This window comes from Hoeflea sp. TYP-13 (genome assembly GCF_040932035.1).
Lineage (GTDB): Bacteria > Pseudomonadota > Alphaproteobacteria > Rhizobiales > Rhizobiaceae > Hoeflea_A.
This window is the reverse complement of sequence record NZ_JBFRBB010000006.1, coordinates 120583-138236: the sequence shown is the minus strand read 5'-3', so window position 1 is coordinate 138236 and position 17654 is coordinate 120583. Positions and strand designations below refer to the sequence as shown.

The 17654-nt window shown below is 56.3% G+C and carries 22 protein-coding genes; 13 read left to right on the top strand and 9 right to left on the bottom strand.

What is annotated here, in order from left to right:
* Window positions 1-53 precede the first annotated feature (53 nt).
* Window positions 54-365 (bottom strand): YciI family protein, encoded by a 312-nt coding sequence (locus ABVT35_RS26340; RefSeq protein WP_368470605.1) that lies wholly within the window; start codon window positions 363-365, stop codon window positions 54-56.
* A 169-nt stretch (window positions 366-534) separates the two neighbouring features.
* Window positions 535-1737, bottom strand: coding sequence for a pyridoxal phosphate-dependent aminotransferase (locus ABVT35_RS26335; protein ID WP_368470604.1), 1203 nt, complete (start codon window positions 1735-1737; stop codon window positions 535-537).
* A 153-nt stretch (window positions 1738-1890) separates the two neighbouring features.
* On the opposite strand from ABVT35_RS26335, the gene ABVT35_RS26330 reads away from it, so the two are divergent.
* From ABVT35_RS26330 to ABVT35_RS26295, 8 genes are all read left to right on the top strand, one after another.
* On the top strand, window positions 1891-2697 hold the full coding sequence (locus ABVT35_RS26330; protein ID WP_368470603.1) for an EAL domain-containing protein: 807 nt from the start codon (window positions 1891-1893) through the stop codon (window positions 2695-2697).
* A 253-nt stretch (window positions 2698-2950) separates the two neighbouring features.
* The gene (locus ABVT35_RS26325) at window positions 2951-3235 is read left to right on the top strand and encodes a hypothetical protein (RefSeq protein WP_368470602.1); all 285 of its coding nucleotides are present in this window, start codon (window positions 2951-2953) and stop codon (window positions 3233-3235) included.
* 24 nt (window positions 3236-3259) lie between these two features.
* On the top strand, window positions 3260-4393 hold the full coding sequence (locus tag ABVT35_RS26320) for a PQQ-dependent sugar dehydrogenase (RefSeq protein ID WP_368470601.1): 1134 nt from the start codon (window positions 3260-3262) through the stop codon (window positions 4391-4393).
* 13 nt (window positions 4394-4406) lie between these two features.
* On the top strand, window positions 4407-4904 hold the full coding sequence (locus ABVT35_RS26315) for a DUF1499 domain-containing protein (RefSeq protein ID WP_368470599.1): 498 nt from the start codon (window positions 4407-4409) through the stop codon (window positions 4902-4904).
* 129 nt (window positions 4905-5033) lie between these two features.
* Entirely contained in the window at window positions 5034-5933 is a 900-nt protein-coding gene (locus tag ABVT35_RS26310; protein WP_368470598.1) for a DMT family transporter, read from the top strand.
* Window positions 5934-6354: 421 nt separating this feature from the next.
* A complete protein-coding gene (locus ABVT35_RS26305; protein ID WP_368470596.1) occupies window positions 6355-6570 on the top strand; it encodes a cold-shock protein in 216 nt (71 codons plus the stop codon).
* 197 nt (window positions 6571-6767) lie between these two features.
* Window positions 6768-7067, top strand: coding sequence for a hypothetical protein (locus tag ABVT35_RS26300; protein WP_368470595.1), 300 nt, complete (start codon window positions 6768-6770; stop codon window positions 7065-7067).
* Between the two features lie 168 nt (window positions 7068-7235).
* A complete protein-coding gene (locus ABVT35_RS26295) occupies window positions 7236-7724 on the top strand; it encodes a BA14K family protein (RefSeq protein WP_368470593.1) in 489 nt (162 codons plus the stop codon).
* A 15-nt stretch (window positions 7725-7739) separates the two neighbouring features.
* Here ABVT35_RS26295 and ABVT35_RS26290 read toward each other — a convergent pair whose 3' ends face one another.
* Together ABVT35_RS26290 and ABVT35_RS26285 are read right to left on the bottom strand one after the other, a co-directional pair.
* The gene (locus ABVT35_RS26290) at window positions 7740-8393 is read right to left on the bottom strand and encodes an MBL fold metallo-hydrolase (RefSeq protein ID WP_368470592.1); all 654 of its coding nucleotides are present in this window, start codon (window positions 8391-8393) and stop codon (window positions 7740-7742) included.
* A 128-nt stretch (window positions 8394-8521) separates the two neighbouring features.
* Window positions 8522-9412: a branched-chain amino acid aminotransferase gene (locus ABVT35_RS26285; protein WP_368470591.1), complete on the bottom strand. Its 891-nt coding sequence runs from the start codon at window positions 9410-9412 to the stop codon at window positions 8522-8524.
* 219 nt (window positions 9413-9631) lie between these two features.
* Between ABVT35_RS26285 and ABVT35_RS26280 the strand changes: the two genes are divergently transcribed.
* From ABVT35_RS26280 to ABVT35_RS26270, 3 genes are all read left to right on the top strand, one after another.
* Window positions 9632-10114 carry a MarR family winged helix-turn-helix transcriptional regulator gene (locus ABVT35_RS26280; RefSeq protein WP_368470590.1) on the top strand — a complete coding sequence of 161 codons (483 nt, stop codon included), beginning with the start codon at window positions 9632-9634 and terminating at the stop codon, window positions 10112-10114.
* 55 nt (window positions 10115-10169) lie between these two features.
* On the top strand, window positions 10170-10868 hold the full coding sequence (locus ABVT35_RS26275; protein ID WP_368470588.1) for a response regulator: 699 nt from the start codon (window positions 10170-10172) through the stop codon (window positions 10866-10868).
* A gap of 65 nt (window positions 10869-10933) precedes the next feature.
* A complete protein-coding gene (locus tag ABVT35_RS26270; RefSeq protein WP_368470586.1) occupies window positions 10934-12316 on the top strand; it encodes an ATP-binding protein in 1383 nt (460 codons plus the stop codon).
* Window positions 12317-12499: 183 nt separating this feature from the next.
* Here the strand turns inward: ABVT35_RS26270 and ABVT35_RS26265 are convergent, their stop codons facing one another.
* The gene (locus tag ABVT35_RS26265; RefSeq protein ID WP_368470584.1) at window positions 12500-13009 is read right to left on the bottom strand and encodes a MarR family winged helix-turn-helix transcriptional regulator; all 510 of its coding nucleotides are present in this window, start codon (window positions 13007-13009) and stop codon (window positions 12500-12502) included.
* A gap of 99 nt (window positions 13010-13108) precedes the next feature.
* On the opposite strand from ABVT35_RS26265, the gene ABVT35_RS26260 reads away from it, so the two are divergent.
* Window positions 13109-14134, top strand: coding sequence for an adenosine deaminase (locus ABVT35_RS26260; protein ID WP_368470582.1), 1026 nt, complete (start codon window positions 13109-13111; stop codon window positions 14132-14134).
* 172 nt (window positions 14135-14306) lie between these two features.
* On the opposite strand, the gene ABVT35_RS26255 is transcribed toward ABVT35_RS26260, so the two are convergent.
* The 4 genes from ABVT35_RS26255 to ABVT35_RS26240 form a co-directional block, all read right to left on the bottom strand.
* Window positions 14307-14648 carry a tRNA-binding protein gene (locus ABVT35_RS26255; protein ID WP_368470581.1) on the bottom strand — a complete coding sequence of 114 codons (342 nt, stop codon included), beginning with the start codon at window positions 14646-14648 and terminating at the stop codon, window positions 14307-14309.
* Window positions 14649-14651: 3 nt separating this feature from the next.
* On the bottom strand, window positions 14652-15467 hold the full coding sequence (proC, locus tag ABVT35_RS26250) for a pyrroline-5-carboxylate reductase (RefSeq protein ID WP_368470580.1): 816 nt from the start codon (window positions 15465-15467) through the stop codon (window positions 14652-14654).
* A gap of 19 nt (window positions 15468-15486) precedes the next feature.
* A complete protein-coding gene (locus tag ABVT35_RS26245; RefSeq protein WP_368470579.1) occupies window positions 15487-15987 on the bottom strand; it encodes a YbjN domain-containing protein in 501 nt (166 codons plus the stop codon).
* 330 nt (window positions 15988-16317) lie between these two features.
* Window positions 16318-16632: an accessory factor UbiK family protein gene (locus tag ABVT35_RS26240; protein WP_368470578.1), complete on the bottom strand. Its 315-nt coding sequence runs from the start codon at window positions 16630-16632 to the stop codon at window positions 16318-16320.
* Window positions 16633-16774: 142 nt separating this feature from the next.
* Here ABVT35_RS26240 and lgt point away from each other — a divergent pair, with 142 nt between their 5' ends.
* The gene (gene lgt / locus ABVT35_RS26235; RefSeq protein ID WP_368470577.1) at window positions 16775-17629 is read left to right on the top strand and encodes a prolipoprotein diacylglyceryl transferase; all 855 of its coding nucleotides are present in this window, start codon (window positions 16775-16777) and stop codon (window positions 17627-17629) included.
* Window positions 17630-17654 lie beyond the last annotated feature (25 nt).

Sequence of the window (17654 nt, the reverse complement as noted above, 5' to 3'; positions counted from 1 at the left end):
TTCGTTTTTTACGGACGGTTAAGCGACATTGCTCGATTGCCGGAAGAACCGGTTCACATATCCATCGCTTCAGCCACTTCAACCGAACCGTCGTCTTCCAGTATCGGACAGCCCTTCGCCATTCCGATAGCTGCATCGATACTATCGGCATTGACGATTGTGTAACCCGACAGCGGATTAGCCCCGCCATTGTCAGCAACGCCGCCTGCTGTCACGGTTTTGGATACGGAGACCGGATTGCCGGGGTCGACGATGGCGCCGCCGATCGTTTCAAACCAGGCGTTCCATGCAGCCATGACCTTTGCGCCCTCTTCAGGGCTCTCCGGTTTCTTGCCGCCATGATAGGCAAATACGTATTTAGGCATGCTATTACCTCCCGGGCTTTACTTCACAAGTTAACAGGCTAGTTATTTAACTCAATTGTTATATAAAAACCGGATCAATGCAAATGCGCAGGGTCAGGGGGCGCACCAATTTAAGGCAGATGGACTCTAGTCGGGGTCAGACGCAGCCGCCGGCCGCACCTGGTGAGCGCTATTTGCAGGCCGCGCAGAAGCGCTGGATCCGCTGACAGGCTTCTTCGAGCAGGGCTTCCGACGTGGCATAGGAGATGCGGAAATTCGGCCCCAGCCCAAAGGCCGACCCGTGCACAACCGCAACGCCTTCGGTTTCCAGCAGCTCAGTCACGAAATCCTCATCGGTCTCGATCGTTTTTCCGGACGGCGCGGTCTTGCCGATCAGCCCTGCACAGGACGGGTAAACGTAGAACGCACCTTCCGGTGTCGGGCAGGATATGCCGGCGGCCTGATTGAGCATGGAAACGACAAGGTCACGGCGTGCCTCGAAAATCTTCTTGTTCTTGACGACAAAATCCTGCGGCCCGTTGAGCGCCTCGACGGCTGCCCACTGCGCGATGGAGTTGGTCCCAGATGTCTGCTGGCCCTGGATCAGGTCCATGGCCTTGATGAGCTCGAGCGGTCCGCCGGCGTAGCCGATGCGCCAGCCGGTCATCGCATAGGCCTTCGACACACCATTCATGGTCAGCGTGCGGTCATAGAGTTTCGGCTCGATCTGCGCGGGCGTCGTGAACTCGAAATCGCCGTAGGTAAGGTGCTCGTACATGTCGTCTGTCAGGATCCACACATGCGGGTGACGCAACAGCACATCGGTAATCGCGCGCAATTCGTCCGCACTGTAGGCAGCGCCGGAAGGGTTTGACGGCGAGTTGAAGATCAACCATTTGGTTTTCGGCGTGATGGCCGCGTCCAGCGCCTCGGCGGTTAATTTGAACTGGTCCTCAAGCCGGGTTTCGGCGAACACCGCCGTTCCCCCGCAGATCGCCACCATTTCTGGATAGCTCACCCAATAGGGAGCAGGGATAACCACTTCATCCCCGGCATTAAGCGTCGCCATCAGAGCATTGAACAGAATCTGCTTTCCACCTGTGCCGACGATGATCTGTTCAGGTGCGTAGTCGAGGCCGTTTTCACGCTTGAACTTTTCGGATATCGCCTTGCGCAGATCAGGAATGCCCGACACGGGCGTGTACTTCGTCTCGCCCCTGCGAATGGCATCGACTGCAGCGTCCTTGACATTGTCCGGCGTGTCAAAATCCGGCTCGCCGGCACCAAGCCCGATAATGTCGCGGCCTTTGGCTTTCAGTTCCCGAGCCTTCTGGGAAACGGCGATGGTTGCGGAGGGTTTAACGCGCGAGAGTGCATCGGCAAGAAATGCCATTTCGGATAACTCCATGCTTAAATATGGACAAGATCAGGACGGATTCCTGCATCGTGTATAATCCTATGTCGAATCATGACGTGAAGTTCAAGCCAGGCAGGATCTTCAAATTCCAGTCCCCGCAAGTCAGCCAGCAGTTCCGGAGAGCCGATAGTGGCCATCGCAAGCGATAGCGGCCGAATTCTGCTGGAGGAGGATGGATCGTGCAGCGGTTCATTCGGTCCCTTCGTTTTGAGGACTGCCCTGCAACCGATATTCGGCCGTAGCCGGGCCGGCCAGCTTAAGCTGCGCGGGATTGAGGGACTGCTGCGTCTCTTTCAGAACGGCAGGCCGTACAGTCCCGCCGATTTCTTTGCACGCATCGGCGGCAACCAGCATATATCCGTGGATGCGCTGTGTAGGCAGATTCATCTCGTCAACGCCTCACTTGAGCCGGCCGAAAACGTCCTGCTATTCCTGAACTTCAATCCCAGCCTATATCAGGACAACCGCCAGATCGCGTTCCAGATCAACCGGCTGAAGACCGATGTGAAGGCCAGCCGGTTTTCTCCCTCCCGTATTGTCTGCGAGATGACGGAACAGCAGATCACAAAGCCGAACCGCATGGTCTACCTCATCGACAGCCTAAGAGAGGCCGGCTTCAAGATCGCCGTCGACGACTATGGCGCTGAATCCTCCGATGCCCGGCGGGTGGATCTGGTGCGCCCTGATATTATCAAGCTGGATGCGCACTGGGTCGCGCGCCTGATGGATAGTCAAAGCGGGTATGCTGTTTTGAAAGATACGGTGGACCGGTTCCGGCAAGACGGTGCGACCGTCGTTCTCGAAGGGCTTGAAAAGAGTTTCCAGATCGAGCTTGCCTGGGGTGCCGGCGCCGACCTCGTCCAGGGATTTGCCCTCGCGCGCCCGCAGATCGCACCAACAAATTTCACCGGATTGTTCGGCAACCCTCCGGCCTGAACCGTCGTCTGACGCCCCGCGATCAGAAATTCGCCTTTAATTACCAATCGTTAAGGTTGGCCACAATTTAACCACGACAAATGTCCACCGCCGCCCAATTTCGGTCGCGCTCCCGTCCACTTCCAACGTTTGTTTGGTGTAACCGGTTTTGCCGGCAACGGCGCGTCGCTTGTTTTTACGGTCACCCCCCACGACCGGTCGCTTACAGTGAGCGGCGCGCCATCTGACCAACGCAACGGTTCGGAGGGCGGATATGGAACTCGATGTCGACTACCTGGATGTACACAGGGAAGCCAAACGGGCGCGGTGGCGGGTTAAACTGACGGCCCTGGCCGTAACCGCCTGCATCGTCATGCTGTTCGATCTTGTGGCGCAGGCAAAACCTCTTGAGGTCCGCCCGGTCTCCGGACTGTCCTGTGTGCAACAGGCCGCCGCACTGACGAGTGAAATACGCGATCCCCGGCCAACTGCAAAACATGACGGCCCGGCTCCGGCCTTTAACTTCGCAGACCAGACACTATGTTCACGCGGACGATGACACGAATGAACACGCGAGGCATGAATGCGTAGATTGAGACTGGTTGCGGCGGTGTGCACGTCGCTGTCGATAGCACCGGCTCCGGCAATAGCCGCCGGCTCCTATACAACGGAAAAGGTGGCGATCCAGGTCGAAACCGTTGCTTCCGGTCTTGAGCACCCCTGGGGTATCGAGGTACTGCCGGACGGCGCGTATCTCGTCACCGAACGCCCCGGCAGGCTCCGGCTCGTCAAGAACGGCGAAGTTTCGAAGCCGGTCGGTGGATTGCCGAAAATCGCGGTCGGCGGACAGGGCGGTCTGCTGGACGTCGCTCTTGCCGATGACTTCGAAGAAAGCGGAACCGTGTTCTTCACCTATTCCGAACCCGGCCGCGGCGGCACCGGAACGGCGCTGGCAAAGGCAAAACTGGTCCGAAACGGACTTGAGGCCAGCCTGGAGAATGTCGAGGTTATCTTCTCCATGGATCGCAAGACCCGAAGAGGCCAGCATTTTGGCTCGCGCATCGCGATCGCCGAAGACGGCAGCATCTTTTTCACGATAGGCGACCGCGGCAACGGCAAACGTGCCCAGGACATGATGGATCATGCCGGTGCCGTGCTGCGCATCAACGCCGACGGCTCAATACCGAAAGACAATCCCTATGCGGACGGCAACTCGGTACTTCCCGAATTGTGGTCCAAGGGACACCGCAATCCGCAGGGCATCGACTTCGACCGGAAAACAAACACCTTGTATGCCGTTGAACATGGCGCACGTGGCGGCGACGAAATCAATCAGCCTGAGCCGGCTAAGAACTATGGCTGGCCGGTTATTTCGTACGGCCGTCATTATTCCGGCGCAAAGATTGGCGTGGGAACAAAGGCAGCCGGCTATGAACAGCCCCTATTTTACTGGGATCCGTCTATCGCCCCGGGCGGCATGGCGGTCTATCGCGGTGAAATGTTTCCCGAGTGGGACGGCGATTTTCTCGTCACGGCACTGAAAGACCGGATGCTGGTGCGCCTTGACCGCAATGCGTCAGGTGAAATTGTCGGCGAGGAAAGGTTGCTGCAGGGCGAATATGGCCGTATGCGGGATGTGAAAGCCGCGCCCGACGGATCGCTTCTCGTCCTGACAGATGAACCCGATGGCGTTATCTTGCGGATCACACGCCAATAACCGGGGATCGTCCTTGAAAATCGCTCTTGTTCTTGTCGCAATTGTCGCGGCGATCATTGTCGTTCTTGCCTTGGCCTTTTTTGCCTATGGCCGCGAAAGGAGCTGGGCGCTCATAGCCGGCTCCCCCGACCGCGGGAGACTGACACTGGCAACGCAAAAACGCAGCCCGACCGCCAACGACGCTGTTGCCTGTACGCAAGGCCTGCGCGAGGACTGCGAGATCCCCCTGCCCGCGTTTGACGAGACACCCGCAAACCTCAATGAACGGCTTGCCGGACAGATAGAAGCACGCGATCCGCTCGCACGCCGTGTTGACGATGGCAAGGCACCCGATCATCTCAGATACATAACCTATTCTCCGACAATGCGGTTTCCCGATCTCATCAATATTGAGTTCGTCGAAATGGACGATGGGCGCACCGGCATCATCGCTTACGCCCGTGCCCAGCTTGGCAAGCTCGATTTCGGCGCCAACAGGGCAAGGCTCGAACGCTACTTCGAGGGTCTGTAGATCCTTTTAGCCAAACCGCTGCGCGGGTTCGCGGCAAATCCCACTTGCCGAGGTTCAATGCGGCTGATAGAGCGGGATGCTTGATCTCCGGGAATAACCGGGACAACCGCAACGGGACTGCCGGATACCATGAGTCGTGCAAAGGCAAATCTGCTTCTGCTGCTGGCAGGGGCCGTCTGGGGAATGGGCTTCGTGGCGCAAAGCACCGCCATGGATGCCATCGGCCCGATGCTCTTCATCAGCCTGCGTTTCCTCCTGGCAATGCTTGTGGTCCTGCCTTTTGCTCTGCTCGAATCCGCAAAGGCGCAAACCAGCTTATCGCATTCGGATATAAAGGGTTTTGTCTGGATCGGTCTTGCACTTTTTTCCGGCATGGCCGCGCAGCAGGTGGGCCTCCTGACGACGACCGTAACCAATGCAGGCTTTTTGACGGGCCTCTATGTCGTTTTCGTTCCGTTTCTGATGGTCATTTTCCTGCGCCAGTATCCGCATCCGGTGGTCTGGCCGGGAGCGCTGCTGGCATTTGCCGGCATCTGGCTATTGAGCGGCGGCAACCTGACAGACCTCAACACCGGCGATGCCCTCGTAATATTGTGCGCGGTTTTCTGGGCAAGCCAGGTTCTGCTCATCGGTGTCTACGGAACCCGCACCGGGCGACCGTTGACCCTTTCGGCGGTTCAATTCGGCATCTGCTCCCTGCTGGCATTTGCCATAGCGTTGGTGAGTGAACCTATCGCATGGAACGCGATCGTTCAGGCGGCACCCGAGATTCTGTATTCGGGAATTTTCTCAAGTGGCCTTGCCTTTACCCTGCAGGTCATCGGCCAGCGCTATACGAGCTCTGCGCAGGCCGCTATCTTCCTGTCCTCCGAAGCACTGTTCGCGGCATTGTTCGGTGCGATCTTCCTCGGCGAACGCATTGCCGGCATGGGTTATCTCGGCTGTTTGTTCATCTTTGCGGCAATGCTTGCGGTTGAAATCGTCCCCGCAACCACCGGTAGACATGCGCGAAACGTTAATGTTTCCTAAACAGCGGCGAACGAACGGTCCGGCATTTTGGGTGGCATGAAACTGGTATGAATCGGGCTATACAGCACGAAATACTCTCATATCGGCCGCTTACATTGTAACGTTTGACAACTCAGTACTTCCAAAAACAAGTTGTATTTCGAATCAGTCATAAAACTTTCTCTTGCTTATTTCTGCGTACTGCCGCACTGTGTCGCCCGTTCGGGCAATTTGCGAACGCAGGAAAACCTATTGATAGCAATGCGGACCGGAGACGCATAAAATTCCGGGTGATCGAAACGCGTATGGCCGGATGGCCAGTGGGGATCACGATAACAGGGACCTTTCCTCATTTTTCAAGAACTGCCTGCCTTACCCGTTTTACGGGTGAAACCGAGGACGCGCGGGCGGCAAGCCGGCGGACAATAGAGGACCTGAAAGCATGGCCGAGACTGGCACAGTAAAGTTTTTCAACACCGACAAGGGCTTCGGCTTCATCAAGCCGGACACTGGCGAAGCGGATATCTTCGTTCACATATCCGCCGTCAAGGATTCAGGCCTGGAATCCTTGCTGGAAAATCAGAAGGTGAGTTTCGATACCGAACCGGATCGCCGCGGCAAGGGACCGAAGGCCGTCAATCTGGCTGTCGTAGAGTAATCCAGTCTTCTACATTTGAGAATTAATGTTGCCCGGTCGGCGGCCGGGCAGCTTCTATTTGCGCGGTGATTTGAATATTAATTTTATTTAATATTTCAATCACTTCCATTCAGTTTGCATTCATCGCCACACCAATAGTGTCCTGTCCAACAGAGGGTTAAGTCCCCTCGCATTCACGTTTGGAAGGATCAGACACGATGAACCTCATAACAAAGACCGCTATTGCTGCCGCAGCAATTATGGCAACAGCTATTGTTCCGGTAACCGGCGCCATTGCACAGTTGAGAAACGTTCCCGACAGCGGCAAGCACCATGCGCACAAGGGCCACCCCTACCACTACAAAAAGGGTCCGAAGGTGCACTATCCGCGCGGCCACTACAAACACAAGCCGCCCTATGTCGTTCACAAGGGCAAGAACAACGGCGCTGCACTCGGCATCCTCGGATTTGCAGCAGGCGCCATTGTCGGCGGGGCGCTGGCAAACGGCTCCAGATAGCGGAATTCCTCTCCCAAGAGGCGCCCGGTTTCACCTCCCGGCGCCTCTTTTTTTGCAATTTTCACGGATCGGGATTTCGTTCAGCTTGCGTTCAGGCAGCCCACTCTAGGCTCACAAACAAGCGGGGACAGCGCCCCAACGCAAGTAGTACCGAGAGGAAAACAACAGATGGGAATTTCAGTAAAAGCAATTGCCGCAACTCTGGCTGTTACAGTTGCAACCATCACGCCGCTATCCCAGGCCTATTCCCACGACCGTGGCCACAGGCACTATCACAATAACGACTGGGGCGGTCCCAAACATCATAATCGCCGGCACAAGCGTCATCGCGGACCCGTCATTATTGATAAAAACAATAATGACGATGCGCTTCTGCTCGGCGTTCTCGGGCTGGCAGCCGGGGCACTCATCACCGGCGCGATCCTGAGTGGTCCGGCTAATCAGCCGGCTTATAATCCAGGACCTGAACCCGGCTATGTTCCGCCGGCCCGAGACTATTATCCGCCAGCACCGCAGCCCACCTATGCGGGCGGTACTATGGAGCCGTGGACCGATGAATGGTATCGCTACTGTTCCCGCAGATACCGATCATTCAACCCCGCCACCGGAACATTCCGCGGCTATGACGGCTACGACCATTTCTGCGTCGCCCGCTAATGCGGAGTTCGGTAGTTAAGCGCCGATGCCCTTGAGAAAAGGATTGGTGAGGCGTTCTTCCCCAATCCGCCCCCCCGGCCCGTGGCCGCAGATAAACCCGACCTCATCGCCAAGCGGCAGGACCTTGTCCCGGATTGAATCGAGCAGCTGCTGATGATTGCCGCCGGGAAGGTCCGTTCTACCGATGGAACCTTTGAACAGGACATCGCCCAGATGGGCAAACCCCGCCTGCCGGTGAAAGAAAATGACGTGACCGGGCGCATGTCCCGGACAGTGATATACCTCGAATTCATGGTCGCCGAACGAGACTTTCTCGCCTTCCTCAAGCCACCTGTCGGGCGTAACGTTGCGAACGGCGTCCTCGACGCCGAACATTTTCGCCTGGTCCTCAAGCCCCTGCAAAAGCTGCAGATCGTCCTTATGCGGCCCGATAATTTCGATATCGAGCGCCTCCTTCAGATCCATTGCCCCGCCGGCATGGTCGATATGCCCGTGGGTGAGCCAGATTGCATCGATGCCGATTTCATTTTTCTCAAGCACATCCCTGATCGTCGGTACGTCGCCGCCCGGATCAACCACAGCGCCGCGCTTGGTATCGCTGTCGAATAAAATGGTGCAGTTTTGCTGAAATGCGGTGACCGGAACGATTCCTGCCTGGATCTGGCCCATGAGATTTTCCGTTTTGTTTTGTTTGCCTGGCGGCAGCCTGCCACGCCGCGGCCCGCCATTGCAAAATAAAAAGGCGTGCGCCCCGGATGGCCGCACGCCCGTTCAACAGGAATTTGTCGTTGTCGCCCTTATGCAGCGGCTTCCTTGACCGGCTGTACCGCTTGCGCATAGTCATTCACCAGATTGGTGGTGACTTCGCCAACCGTGAAGCGGTAAGGACCGATTTCGGAAACCGGTGTGACCTCGGCCGCCGTTCCGGTCAGGAAACATTCTTCAAAATCTTCCATTTCCTCAGGCATGATCGCCCGTTCGATGATCTCATAGCCGCGTTTCTTGGCAAGATCGATAACGGTGCGCCGGGTTATGCCGTCGAGGAAACAGTCCGGTGTCGGCGTGTGGATGACACCATCCTTCACGAAAAACACATTGGCGCCCGTGGCTTCCGCAATCTGACCGCGCCAATCCAGCATCAGCGCATCGGCATAGCCTTTGCTTTCGGCTTCATGTTTCGACAGGGTGCAGATCATGTAAAGCCCGGCGGCTTTCGACTCGCTCGGAATGGTCGCCGGATCGGGCCGGCGATACTTTGCCATGTCCAATCGAATGCCCTTGAGCCGTTCTTCCGGCTTGAAATAGGACGGCCACTGCCAGATGGCGATTGCCAGATTGATGCGGTTATGCTGGGCGGATACGCCCATCATTTCGCTACCGCGCCAGGCGATCGGGCGCACATAGGCATCTTCAAAACCCTGCCGCTCCAGGAGCTCATTGCAGGCATCGTCGATTTCTTCGACACTGTACGGAATCTCGAACCCAAGCAGCTTGGCCGAATTATGCAGCCGCTCGGTGTGCTCGCGCAGCTTGAAAATCACGCCGCCATAGGCACGCTCACCTTCAAACACGGAACTGGCGTAGTGCAGTCCATGCGACAGCACATGCAGCTTCGCGTCCTTCCACGGAACAAATTCGCCATTGTACCAGATATGGCCCTCAAGCTGATCGAAGGGGACCGATGCCATTGCGTTACCTCCAGCGCGACTGCGCTTTGTCGATGTTGTTGTTCGCCGGATATGAGAAACGCCCGTAATATTCCGAAATTCGCGCGGCGGACCGAAATAATCCGCTTAAACGCCAAAACCGGGCCTAATAGAGGGTTTTACATCCTTGACGCGGAATGAGGCTATCAATAGCATCAAATTATGTCAACAAGGCTGACATATTTGAAAGGAAATACCGACATGCCGTCCGAGCGGGCAAGAAAAATACCCGATGCCGACACCATAACGGGGCCGATGTCGGAGAGCGACGGGATCGATTTCGACATAATCGAGATGCTTTATTTCGCCTATCGCGATTTCACTTCTGACCCGGATGCAATCCTGTCGGAATCCGGTTTTGGACGCGCCCATCACCGCGTTGTCCATTTCGTCAACAGGCAGCCCGGCATGACGGTCGCGGACCTGCTTGAGACGCTGAAAATCACCAAGCAAAGCCTTGCCCGGGTGCTCAAGCAGCTGGTCGATTCCGGATATATCCATCAGGTCGAAGGCCCAAATGATCGCCGCCAAAGGCGCCTCTATCCGACCCGAAAGGGCAGAGAATTAGCCCTGGAACTGGCTCGGCCACAGTCTCGCCGCATAACCAAAGCACTAAGGGGTATTGATTCTGAGGGGCAAAAGGTGATCAGGCAGTTCCTGCAGGGAATGGTTGATCCGGAATAGGCCTGGAGACGATTGATCCGCAATGGGCATTGAAATTGTGCATGAAGGAGGCGGCATGACAGCTGAGACGCTATCAGACAACGCTTCGCATCTGCTTGTTATCGATGACGATACGCGCATTCGCGATCTGTTGAATCGATATCTGAGCGAACAGGGTTTTCGTGTAACCACCGCTGCCGATGCCGCGGAAGCCCGGCGCAAGCTTCAGGGCCTGGAATTCGACCTTCTTGTCGTCGACGTAATGATGCCCGGAGAAACCGGCGTCGCGCTGACGAAGGCATTGCGCGAAATCCGCGACGTTCCGATCCTGATGTTGACTGCACTTGCCGAGATCAACAGCCGTTTGGAAGGCCTGGAGGCCGGCGCGGATGATTATCTGGCCAAACCGTTCGACCCGCGTGAGCTGGTATTGCGGATAAACAATATTCTCAAGCGCGGCGGCCCGCCCGATATCCCCAAAATCGAGCAAATCGTCTTTGGACCGTACACTTTCGGCCTGGCACGGCGTGAACTCAAAAAAGGCCCTGAAGTGGTTCGTCTCACCGACCGCGAGCAGGAAATCATGGTTCAGTTCGCCCAGCGTCCGGGCGAAACCATTCCTCGGCACGAGCTTGTCGGTGAAGATATCGATATCGGCGAGCGCACAATCGACGTGCAGATCAACCGGTTGCGCCGCAAAATCGAGGAAGACCCTGCAAATCCCATGTGGTTGCAGACTGTTAGGGGCATTGGATACCGCCTCAGTGTCGAATAAGATGATCGCGCGCAGCGTATCGGATTCCTGTTGAGGGATCCGCGACCTGCGAACGGGATCGCTTTATGACGACTATTGACTCGATAAGACGCGAATACGATCGCTATCCTCCAAAGGGGTACAAACGCTTTACGCGCTGGATCGTGCGGCGCTTGCCGACCGGCCTTTACGGCCGAACGCTACTCATCATCATCCTGCCAATGGTCATACTGCAGTCGGTGATCGCCTTCGTATTCATGGAGCGGCACTGGCAGACCGTCACCCAACGCCTTTCCGAGGCAGTCACGCGCGACATTGCCGCGATTATCGACGTCATCGATACTTATCCTCAGGATACGGACTATGAAGAAATAACCCGAATGGCGCGCGAGCGCCTTGAACTCAACATCGCCATCGAGCCGGAAGGCGTTTTGCCGCCGCCTCGCTCAAAACCTTTTTTTTCCATACTCGATACTATCTTGAGCGAAGAGATCACCCGCCAGATCAGGCGCCCGTTCTGGATCGACACGATCGGCGATTCCGATCTTGTTGAAATCCGCATTCTGCTCGATGACAAGGTCCTGCGTGTCTTTGCCCGCCGCAGTCAGGCCTATGCCTCGAACACCCATATTTTCCTGCTGTGGATGGTCGGCACGTCGCTGGTGCTTTTGACCATCGCCATCCTGTTTTTGCGCGGCCAGATCAGGCCTATCCTCAGCCTTGCCGATGCGGCGGAAAGCTTCGGCAGGGGCCAGAGGATGCCGGAGGAGTTCAGGCCGCGCGGCGCCGATGAAATCAGGCGCGCGGGACTTGCCTTCATCCGCATGCGCGAAAGGATCGAACGGCAGATAGAACAGCGCACCGCAATGCTGACCGGTGTCAGTCACGACCTTCGAACGATCCTTACCCGGTTCAGACTGCAGCTTGCCCTGGTGGGCAACGAGGAGGAAACCGCGATCCTCAACGACGACATCGACGACATGCAATCGATGCTCGAGGGGTATTTGTCCTTTGCACGCGGCGAAGCGCAGGAGGATGTCGGAGAACTCGATCTGCAGGCCCTCTTCCAGAAACTTGAAGAGCACGCCAGGCTCCATGGCCGGCATCTGACCCACGCCATCAAGGGACTGCCCAACGTCAAGGTCAGACCCAACGCCTTTTCGCGACTTGTCATGAATCTGAGCTCCAATGCCTGCCGGCACGCGCAGAACATCAATGTTCAGGCAACCATCAGAACCGGCTGGCTCACCATCGTCATCGATGATGACGGTCCGGGAATTCCGGAAGACCTGCGCGAAGATGTCTTCAAGCCGTTCTTCCGCCTCGACGAAGCGCGCAACCAGGACAAGAGCGGCACCGGCCTTGGTCTCGCCATCGCCCGCGACATTGCCCGCAGCCACGGCGGTGACATCACTCTGGGTGAAAGCCCCATGGGAGGACTGCAGGCCGTCATCAGGGTACCGGCCTGAGGGCCGTTTTATAAAAAAATTTACGCGGTGCCCTCTCTAACTACTTATAGTCGTGCGCCAGTTTTGCATCCATTTTGCGGAGGCTATCCGACATAGCCGAACCGGCGTGCATGTCGCCGAGGTGCCAAAGGCGGTCGTTCAATGGGCTTGCAGCGAACGGCCATTCCGAGCCCAAAGCAAACTTCAGATCCTCGGGTTGGATTCGATTTTTTCCATCAATAACAAAAGTGTATCTCGAAGATGAGCTACATCTGTTTTCCCATCAAACTGAGTAAAATGCTCTCGGTCATGTTGCATGACAATTTTCATCGCCTGTTCCACCAGTTTTTCCCCTTCGATGGTCAGCCGCACGATCTTGCTGCGTCCGTCCTCTGGATTTGGTACCCGCCTAATCAAACCTCGTCTTTCAAGTTCGATGAGTATTTTTGTTGTTCCTCCCGATGATAGAAGGACCGACCGATAGAGTTCTGTTGGCATTAATTGGCGTGGAGTGGACTGAGCACGCAATGCAACCAAAACCTCAAATGCAGCATGGGTAAGCCCAAAGTCTCTCAACGCTTCGTCAGTGCGCATCCTGATCAGTTCGTGGAAGCGGATAACGGAAAAGACAATGTCTGTTTCTGGTGAGGCGGCCTCTGGCCAATAGGACCTGATGCGCTCGAGAAGCACACGGACTGGAATTCTGTCAGACACTTGGTACCTCCGTTCACACTCCCACAATATTTTATCTTTCCAGAAAGGCAAATATGGAATATAACTTTCTAGAAAGATAAATAGAAAGGGGACGCGGCAATGAACGATCTGTCTTACGCACTAATAGACAACCTGCCGAAAGCCGAGCTGCACCTGCATATCGAAGGGACCCTCGAACCCGAGATGATGCTCGCAATGGCGAAGCGCAACAAAGTGGAACTGCCTTACAAGACAGTTGAAGATGTTCGTGCGGCGTACCAGTTTGACTGCCTGCAGGACTTCCTCGACCTGTACTATCTTGGGATGTCAGTCCTATTGACCGAAAAAGATTTCTACGATCTTACATGGGCTTACCTCGAACGTGTGCATGCTGATCGCCTGACCCACGTAGAGCTTTTCTTCGATCCACAGGCGCACACCGACCGCGGCGTAGCATTTGAAACTGTCCTGGACGGGATTACCTCGGCGTTGGAATACGCAAAAAGAGAACTTGGCATCACATCCAAACTCATAATGTGTTTTCTGCGCCACCTGCCTGAGGAACAGGCATTTGAAGCACTTGAATGCGCCTGCAAGCACAAGGACAGGATATTTGGCGTGGGGTTAGACAGCACAGAAAATGGCATCCCGCCTTCGACTTTCGCTGGAGTGTTCGAAGCGGCTCGACGTGAAGGGTTCACTCCAGTTGCCCATGTCGGCGAAGAGGGAACTGCGGAGAATGTCCGGGAAGCGCTTGACGTTTTGAAAATCGAACGGGTTGACCATGGCAATCACGCGTTGGACGATCCCATGGTGACAAAGCGATTGGCTGACCAGCAGACGCCGCTGACCATGTGCCCCATATCCAACTGGCGCTTGAAAGGCATCCCGTCTTTGTCGGCAAGCCCGGTCAAACGTGCGCTTGATGCCGGGTTGCTCGTGACCGTGAATTCGGATGATCCCTCGTACTTCGGAGGGTATTTAAACGACAACTATCGAGCGGTGTTTAAGCACCTTGGATTAACCGAAACGGAGGTCATTCAGCTGGCCAAGAACTCTTTCGCCGGGTCATTCCTGAGTGACGGTGAGAAGCAAGAGCAGTTGGACAGGATTGATCATCAGGTTAACACTCTGCGAGGCACCTGATGTGGTGGCCTGGACACATTCTTCGAAATCACGAATAACCGCTTCGTCCGCATTCCAGTCATCAACTCAGCAAAACCTGCAGGTCCCTTCCGGGCCATAGCCGAAATCAGCACTCATACAAGACTGATCCCCTTCAGGAACAACAACGGACATCCTGATATTCGTCCAAATCCTAAAAAAGCCGCCCTCCATCAGGCACTTTCTTGTCGATGGCGGCAAGCACCACCTCGCCGTCTTCATCCGGAAAACCGAGCACCAGCACTTCGGACATCACAGGACCGATCTGGCGCGGAGGAAAATTGACGACACCCATGACCTGCCTGCCAACCAGGCTTTCGGGCACATAATGTTTGGTGATCTGGGCTGACGACTTGCGGATTCCAATTTCCGGGCCGAAATCGACCTTCAGCTTGTAGGCCGGTTTGCGGGCTTCGGGAAACGGTTCAGCCTCGATGATTGTACCGGCGCGGATATCAACCTTCTCAAAATCTGACCACGCGATTTCTTCAGTCATATTTCACCCGTGTTCGGCAAGTTCATGGGCGCGCTTTTTCGCCGCCGCAATCGCTTCATCGAAAATCCGCTGCATGCCACCATCGCGCATCAACACGTCAAGCGCAGCAGCCGTTGTGCCGCCTGGAGATGTCACATTCTTGCGCAAAATTGAGGCGTCCTCGTCGGACCGGTGAAGCAGCTCCCCTGCCCCGGCGACGGTTGCACGCGCAAGCCGCATGGCAAGGTCGGCGTCGAGCCCCGCCTTTCTGCCCGCCTCGGCCATGCATTCGGCCAGATAATAGATATAGGCCGGCCCGCTGCCTGAAACGGCGGTCACGGCGTCGATCTGGTCTTCCGTTTCGACCCACTCGACCGGCCCACAGACCTCCAGCAGAGATTGGGCGAGATCGTGCTGCTTCGCGCTGACATTGCCGTTGGTGACAGCGCCCGTTATGCCGCGCCCGACCATGGCCGGCGTGTTAGGCATTGTGCGCACGATCGCCACCTTACCGAGGTGGCGCGAAAGCGTCTCGATAGTCGTACCTGCGGCTATTGAAATACAAACGGTGTCTGGCCCTGTTACGGGCTTGAGCGCCGGCAGAACCGTTCCCATCATCTGCGGCTTGACCGCAACGATCAACGCTGATGCCACGAGGTCTTTTGGCACGGTGGCATGGTGCACCACACCATTTTCCGCCATCATCTGAGCAATGGCCGGCGACGGCGATGGATCGATAACGGCGATGGAATCGGGGCTGATGCCGGAAGCCAGCCAGCCACGCATCATCGCACCGCCCATATTGCCGGCGCCAACCAGCACAACGGGACCGGATGTCATGCCAGACCTCCTTGATTCGTCAGGCTTCCCCGACGGTTTCAAACAGGACCGTTTCAGTGGCGCTCTTGGCGTCCATGCCCGACCAGATGACAAACTGGAAGGCCTGGAAATAGAGCTCGCAGGTTTCCAACGCACTCGAAAGCAACACCTCAACCTGCTGGTTGGTCGGTTCAGCTCCGCCCGCCAGAAGCAGGGACTGCCTGAAAATCACCACGTCCTCCTGCTGCCAGAAGTCGAAGTGACCCATCAGGATCTGCCCGTTCAGCAGGTAAAGCAGCTTGACCACCTCACTGACGCGGTTATCCGGCACCTTTATATCAAATGCGCAGGCAAGATGGAGGGCCTCGAAATCCTCCATCCAAGAAAAGGACACATGGTAGTCTGACCAGCGTCCCTGAACGGTCATAGCGATCTCATCCTCGCCGGATCGCTCAAATGACCAATCGTTGTTGGCCGCGACATACTCAATCATGTCTACTGGATTGAGTTCGCGTTCATATTCAAATTCCATCAGGCTCATGCCGCACCTTCTCCACCCGAATTTCGATTAATATAGACGCAACAACAAATTGCCGCGTCCAAACACCTGAACCCGGAAGCCACTCCACTGCTACTACACACTAAAACGGAACTGCTGCCACTCGCCCACATATGCAGTCTTCAGTCCGCTTCGAATCATTCTTTAAAATCAGTGTATAACGGCAGAGTCGCCACGCCACCCCTATTTTGGGGCGGCGGCAAAATACGGTGTGGATACGTGCTGAATCACATCGTCAGGCCGGCGCTGTAACCGATTCTGCGGAAAGGTTTTTTCGCCGCCGGCCTTAAGGGATTGTTAACCGCAAAAAATTTATGCGGATTTGCTTGTGCCGGTGCTTTTGCGGCGCGGTGCCTTGGGCTTTGGCGTTCCTTCAAGTGCCGCGAGGCGCTTTTCCAGCGCATCCAGACGCGCCGAAAGCGCATCATTTTCATCGCGGGCCTTGGCGGCCATGTCACGCACAGCCTCGAATTCCTCACGTTGGACAACATCCATCGTGTTCAAAACCCGTTCGGCCTGCGCGCGCAGAGCCGTTTCCACTTCGCTGCGCACGCCCTGGGCAGCACCCGCAGCATCCGTCATCAGCCGGGCAAAATCATCCAGAATACGGTTTGGACCTGTGGTCATCTTATCGCCTCACTGTTACCTGGAACTCCGGTTCCTCTGGTATTATCAGGTAAGCTTTCAATTGGATCGATGCAACCCTTGACCCGGAGAGTTGCCGCCTGCATGGTCCGCCTCATCCGTCACACGCATATGGCTCACGAATATGAACCCAGTTCAGGCCGCGCTGCCTTTCCCGAACATCGACCCGGTGCTTTTTTCCATCGGCCCGCTTGCAGTCCACTGGTACGGCCTTGCCTATGTCGCGGGCATCCTCATCGGTTGGCGATATGCGCGCACCATCGCGGGCACGCAACGGCTTTGGCACAATAACCGTCCGGCCATGAGCGTTTCCGACATCGATGATTTTCTGCTGTGGGCAGCGGTTGGAATCGTGCTCGGCGGACGACTGGGATACATCCTGTTCTACGATTTTGCCGCCTTCGCCGACAACCCGCTGCGCATGTTCGAAATCTGGAAGGGCGGCATGTCCTTCCATGGAGGGCTGTTGGGCACCATCATTGCCATGATGGTGTTCGCCAGGAACCGCGGCATATCCGTCTGGAGCCTGTTCGATGTGGTCGCGGCTTCGGCTCCTGTCGGCCTGTTCCTCGGACGGCTGGCAAATTTCGTCAATTCCGAGCTTTGGGGCCGTGTCAGCGATGTTCCCTGGGCGGTTGTCTTCCCGACCGGCGGCCCCGAGCCAAGACATCCGAGCCAGCTATACGAGGCAGCGCTCGAAGGGCCGGTTCTGTTTTTTGTCCTGTTCCTTTTGATTTTCCGCTTCAACAAGCTTGCCCGGCCCCGCTTTGTCGGCGGTGCCTTTTTGGCGGGTTATGCGGCCAGTCGCATATTCGTCGAGTTCTTCCGCGAACCCGACGCCCATATCGGATATCTGTTCGGCGGCTGGCTTACCATGGGCATGGTTCTGTCCGTGCCGATGCTGATCATCGGCATTGTCGCCATGGCCTATTCCGCGCAACCGGCGGCGGGCGAAAAAATTCAAGACAGCGGCACGTGAAATTGACACCGCTTGAAGAAAAAAT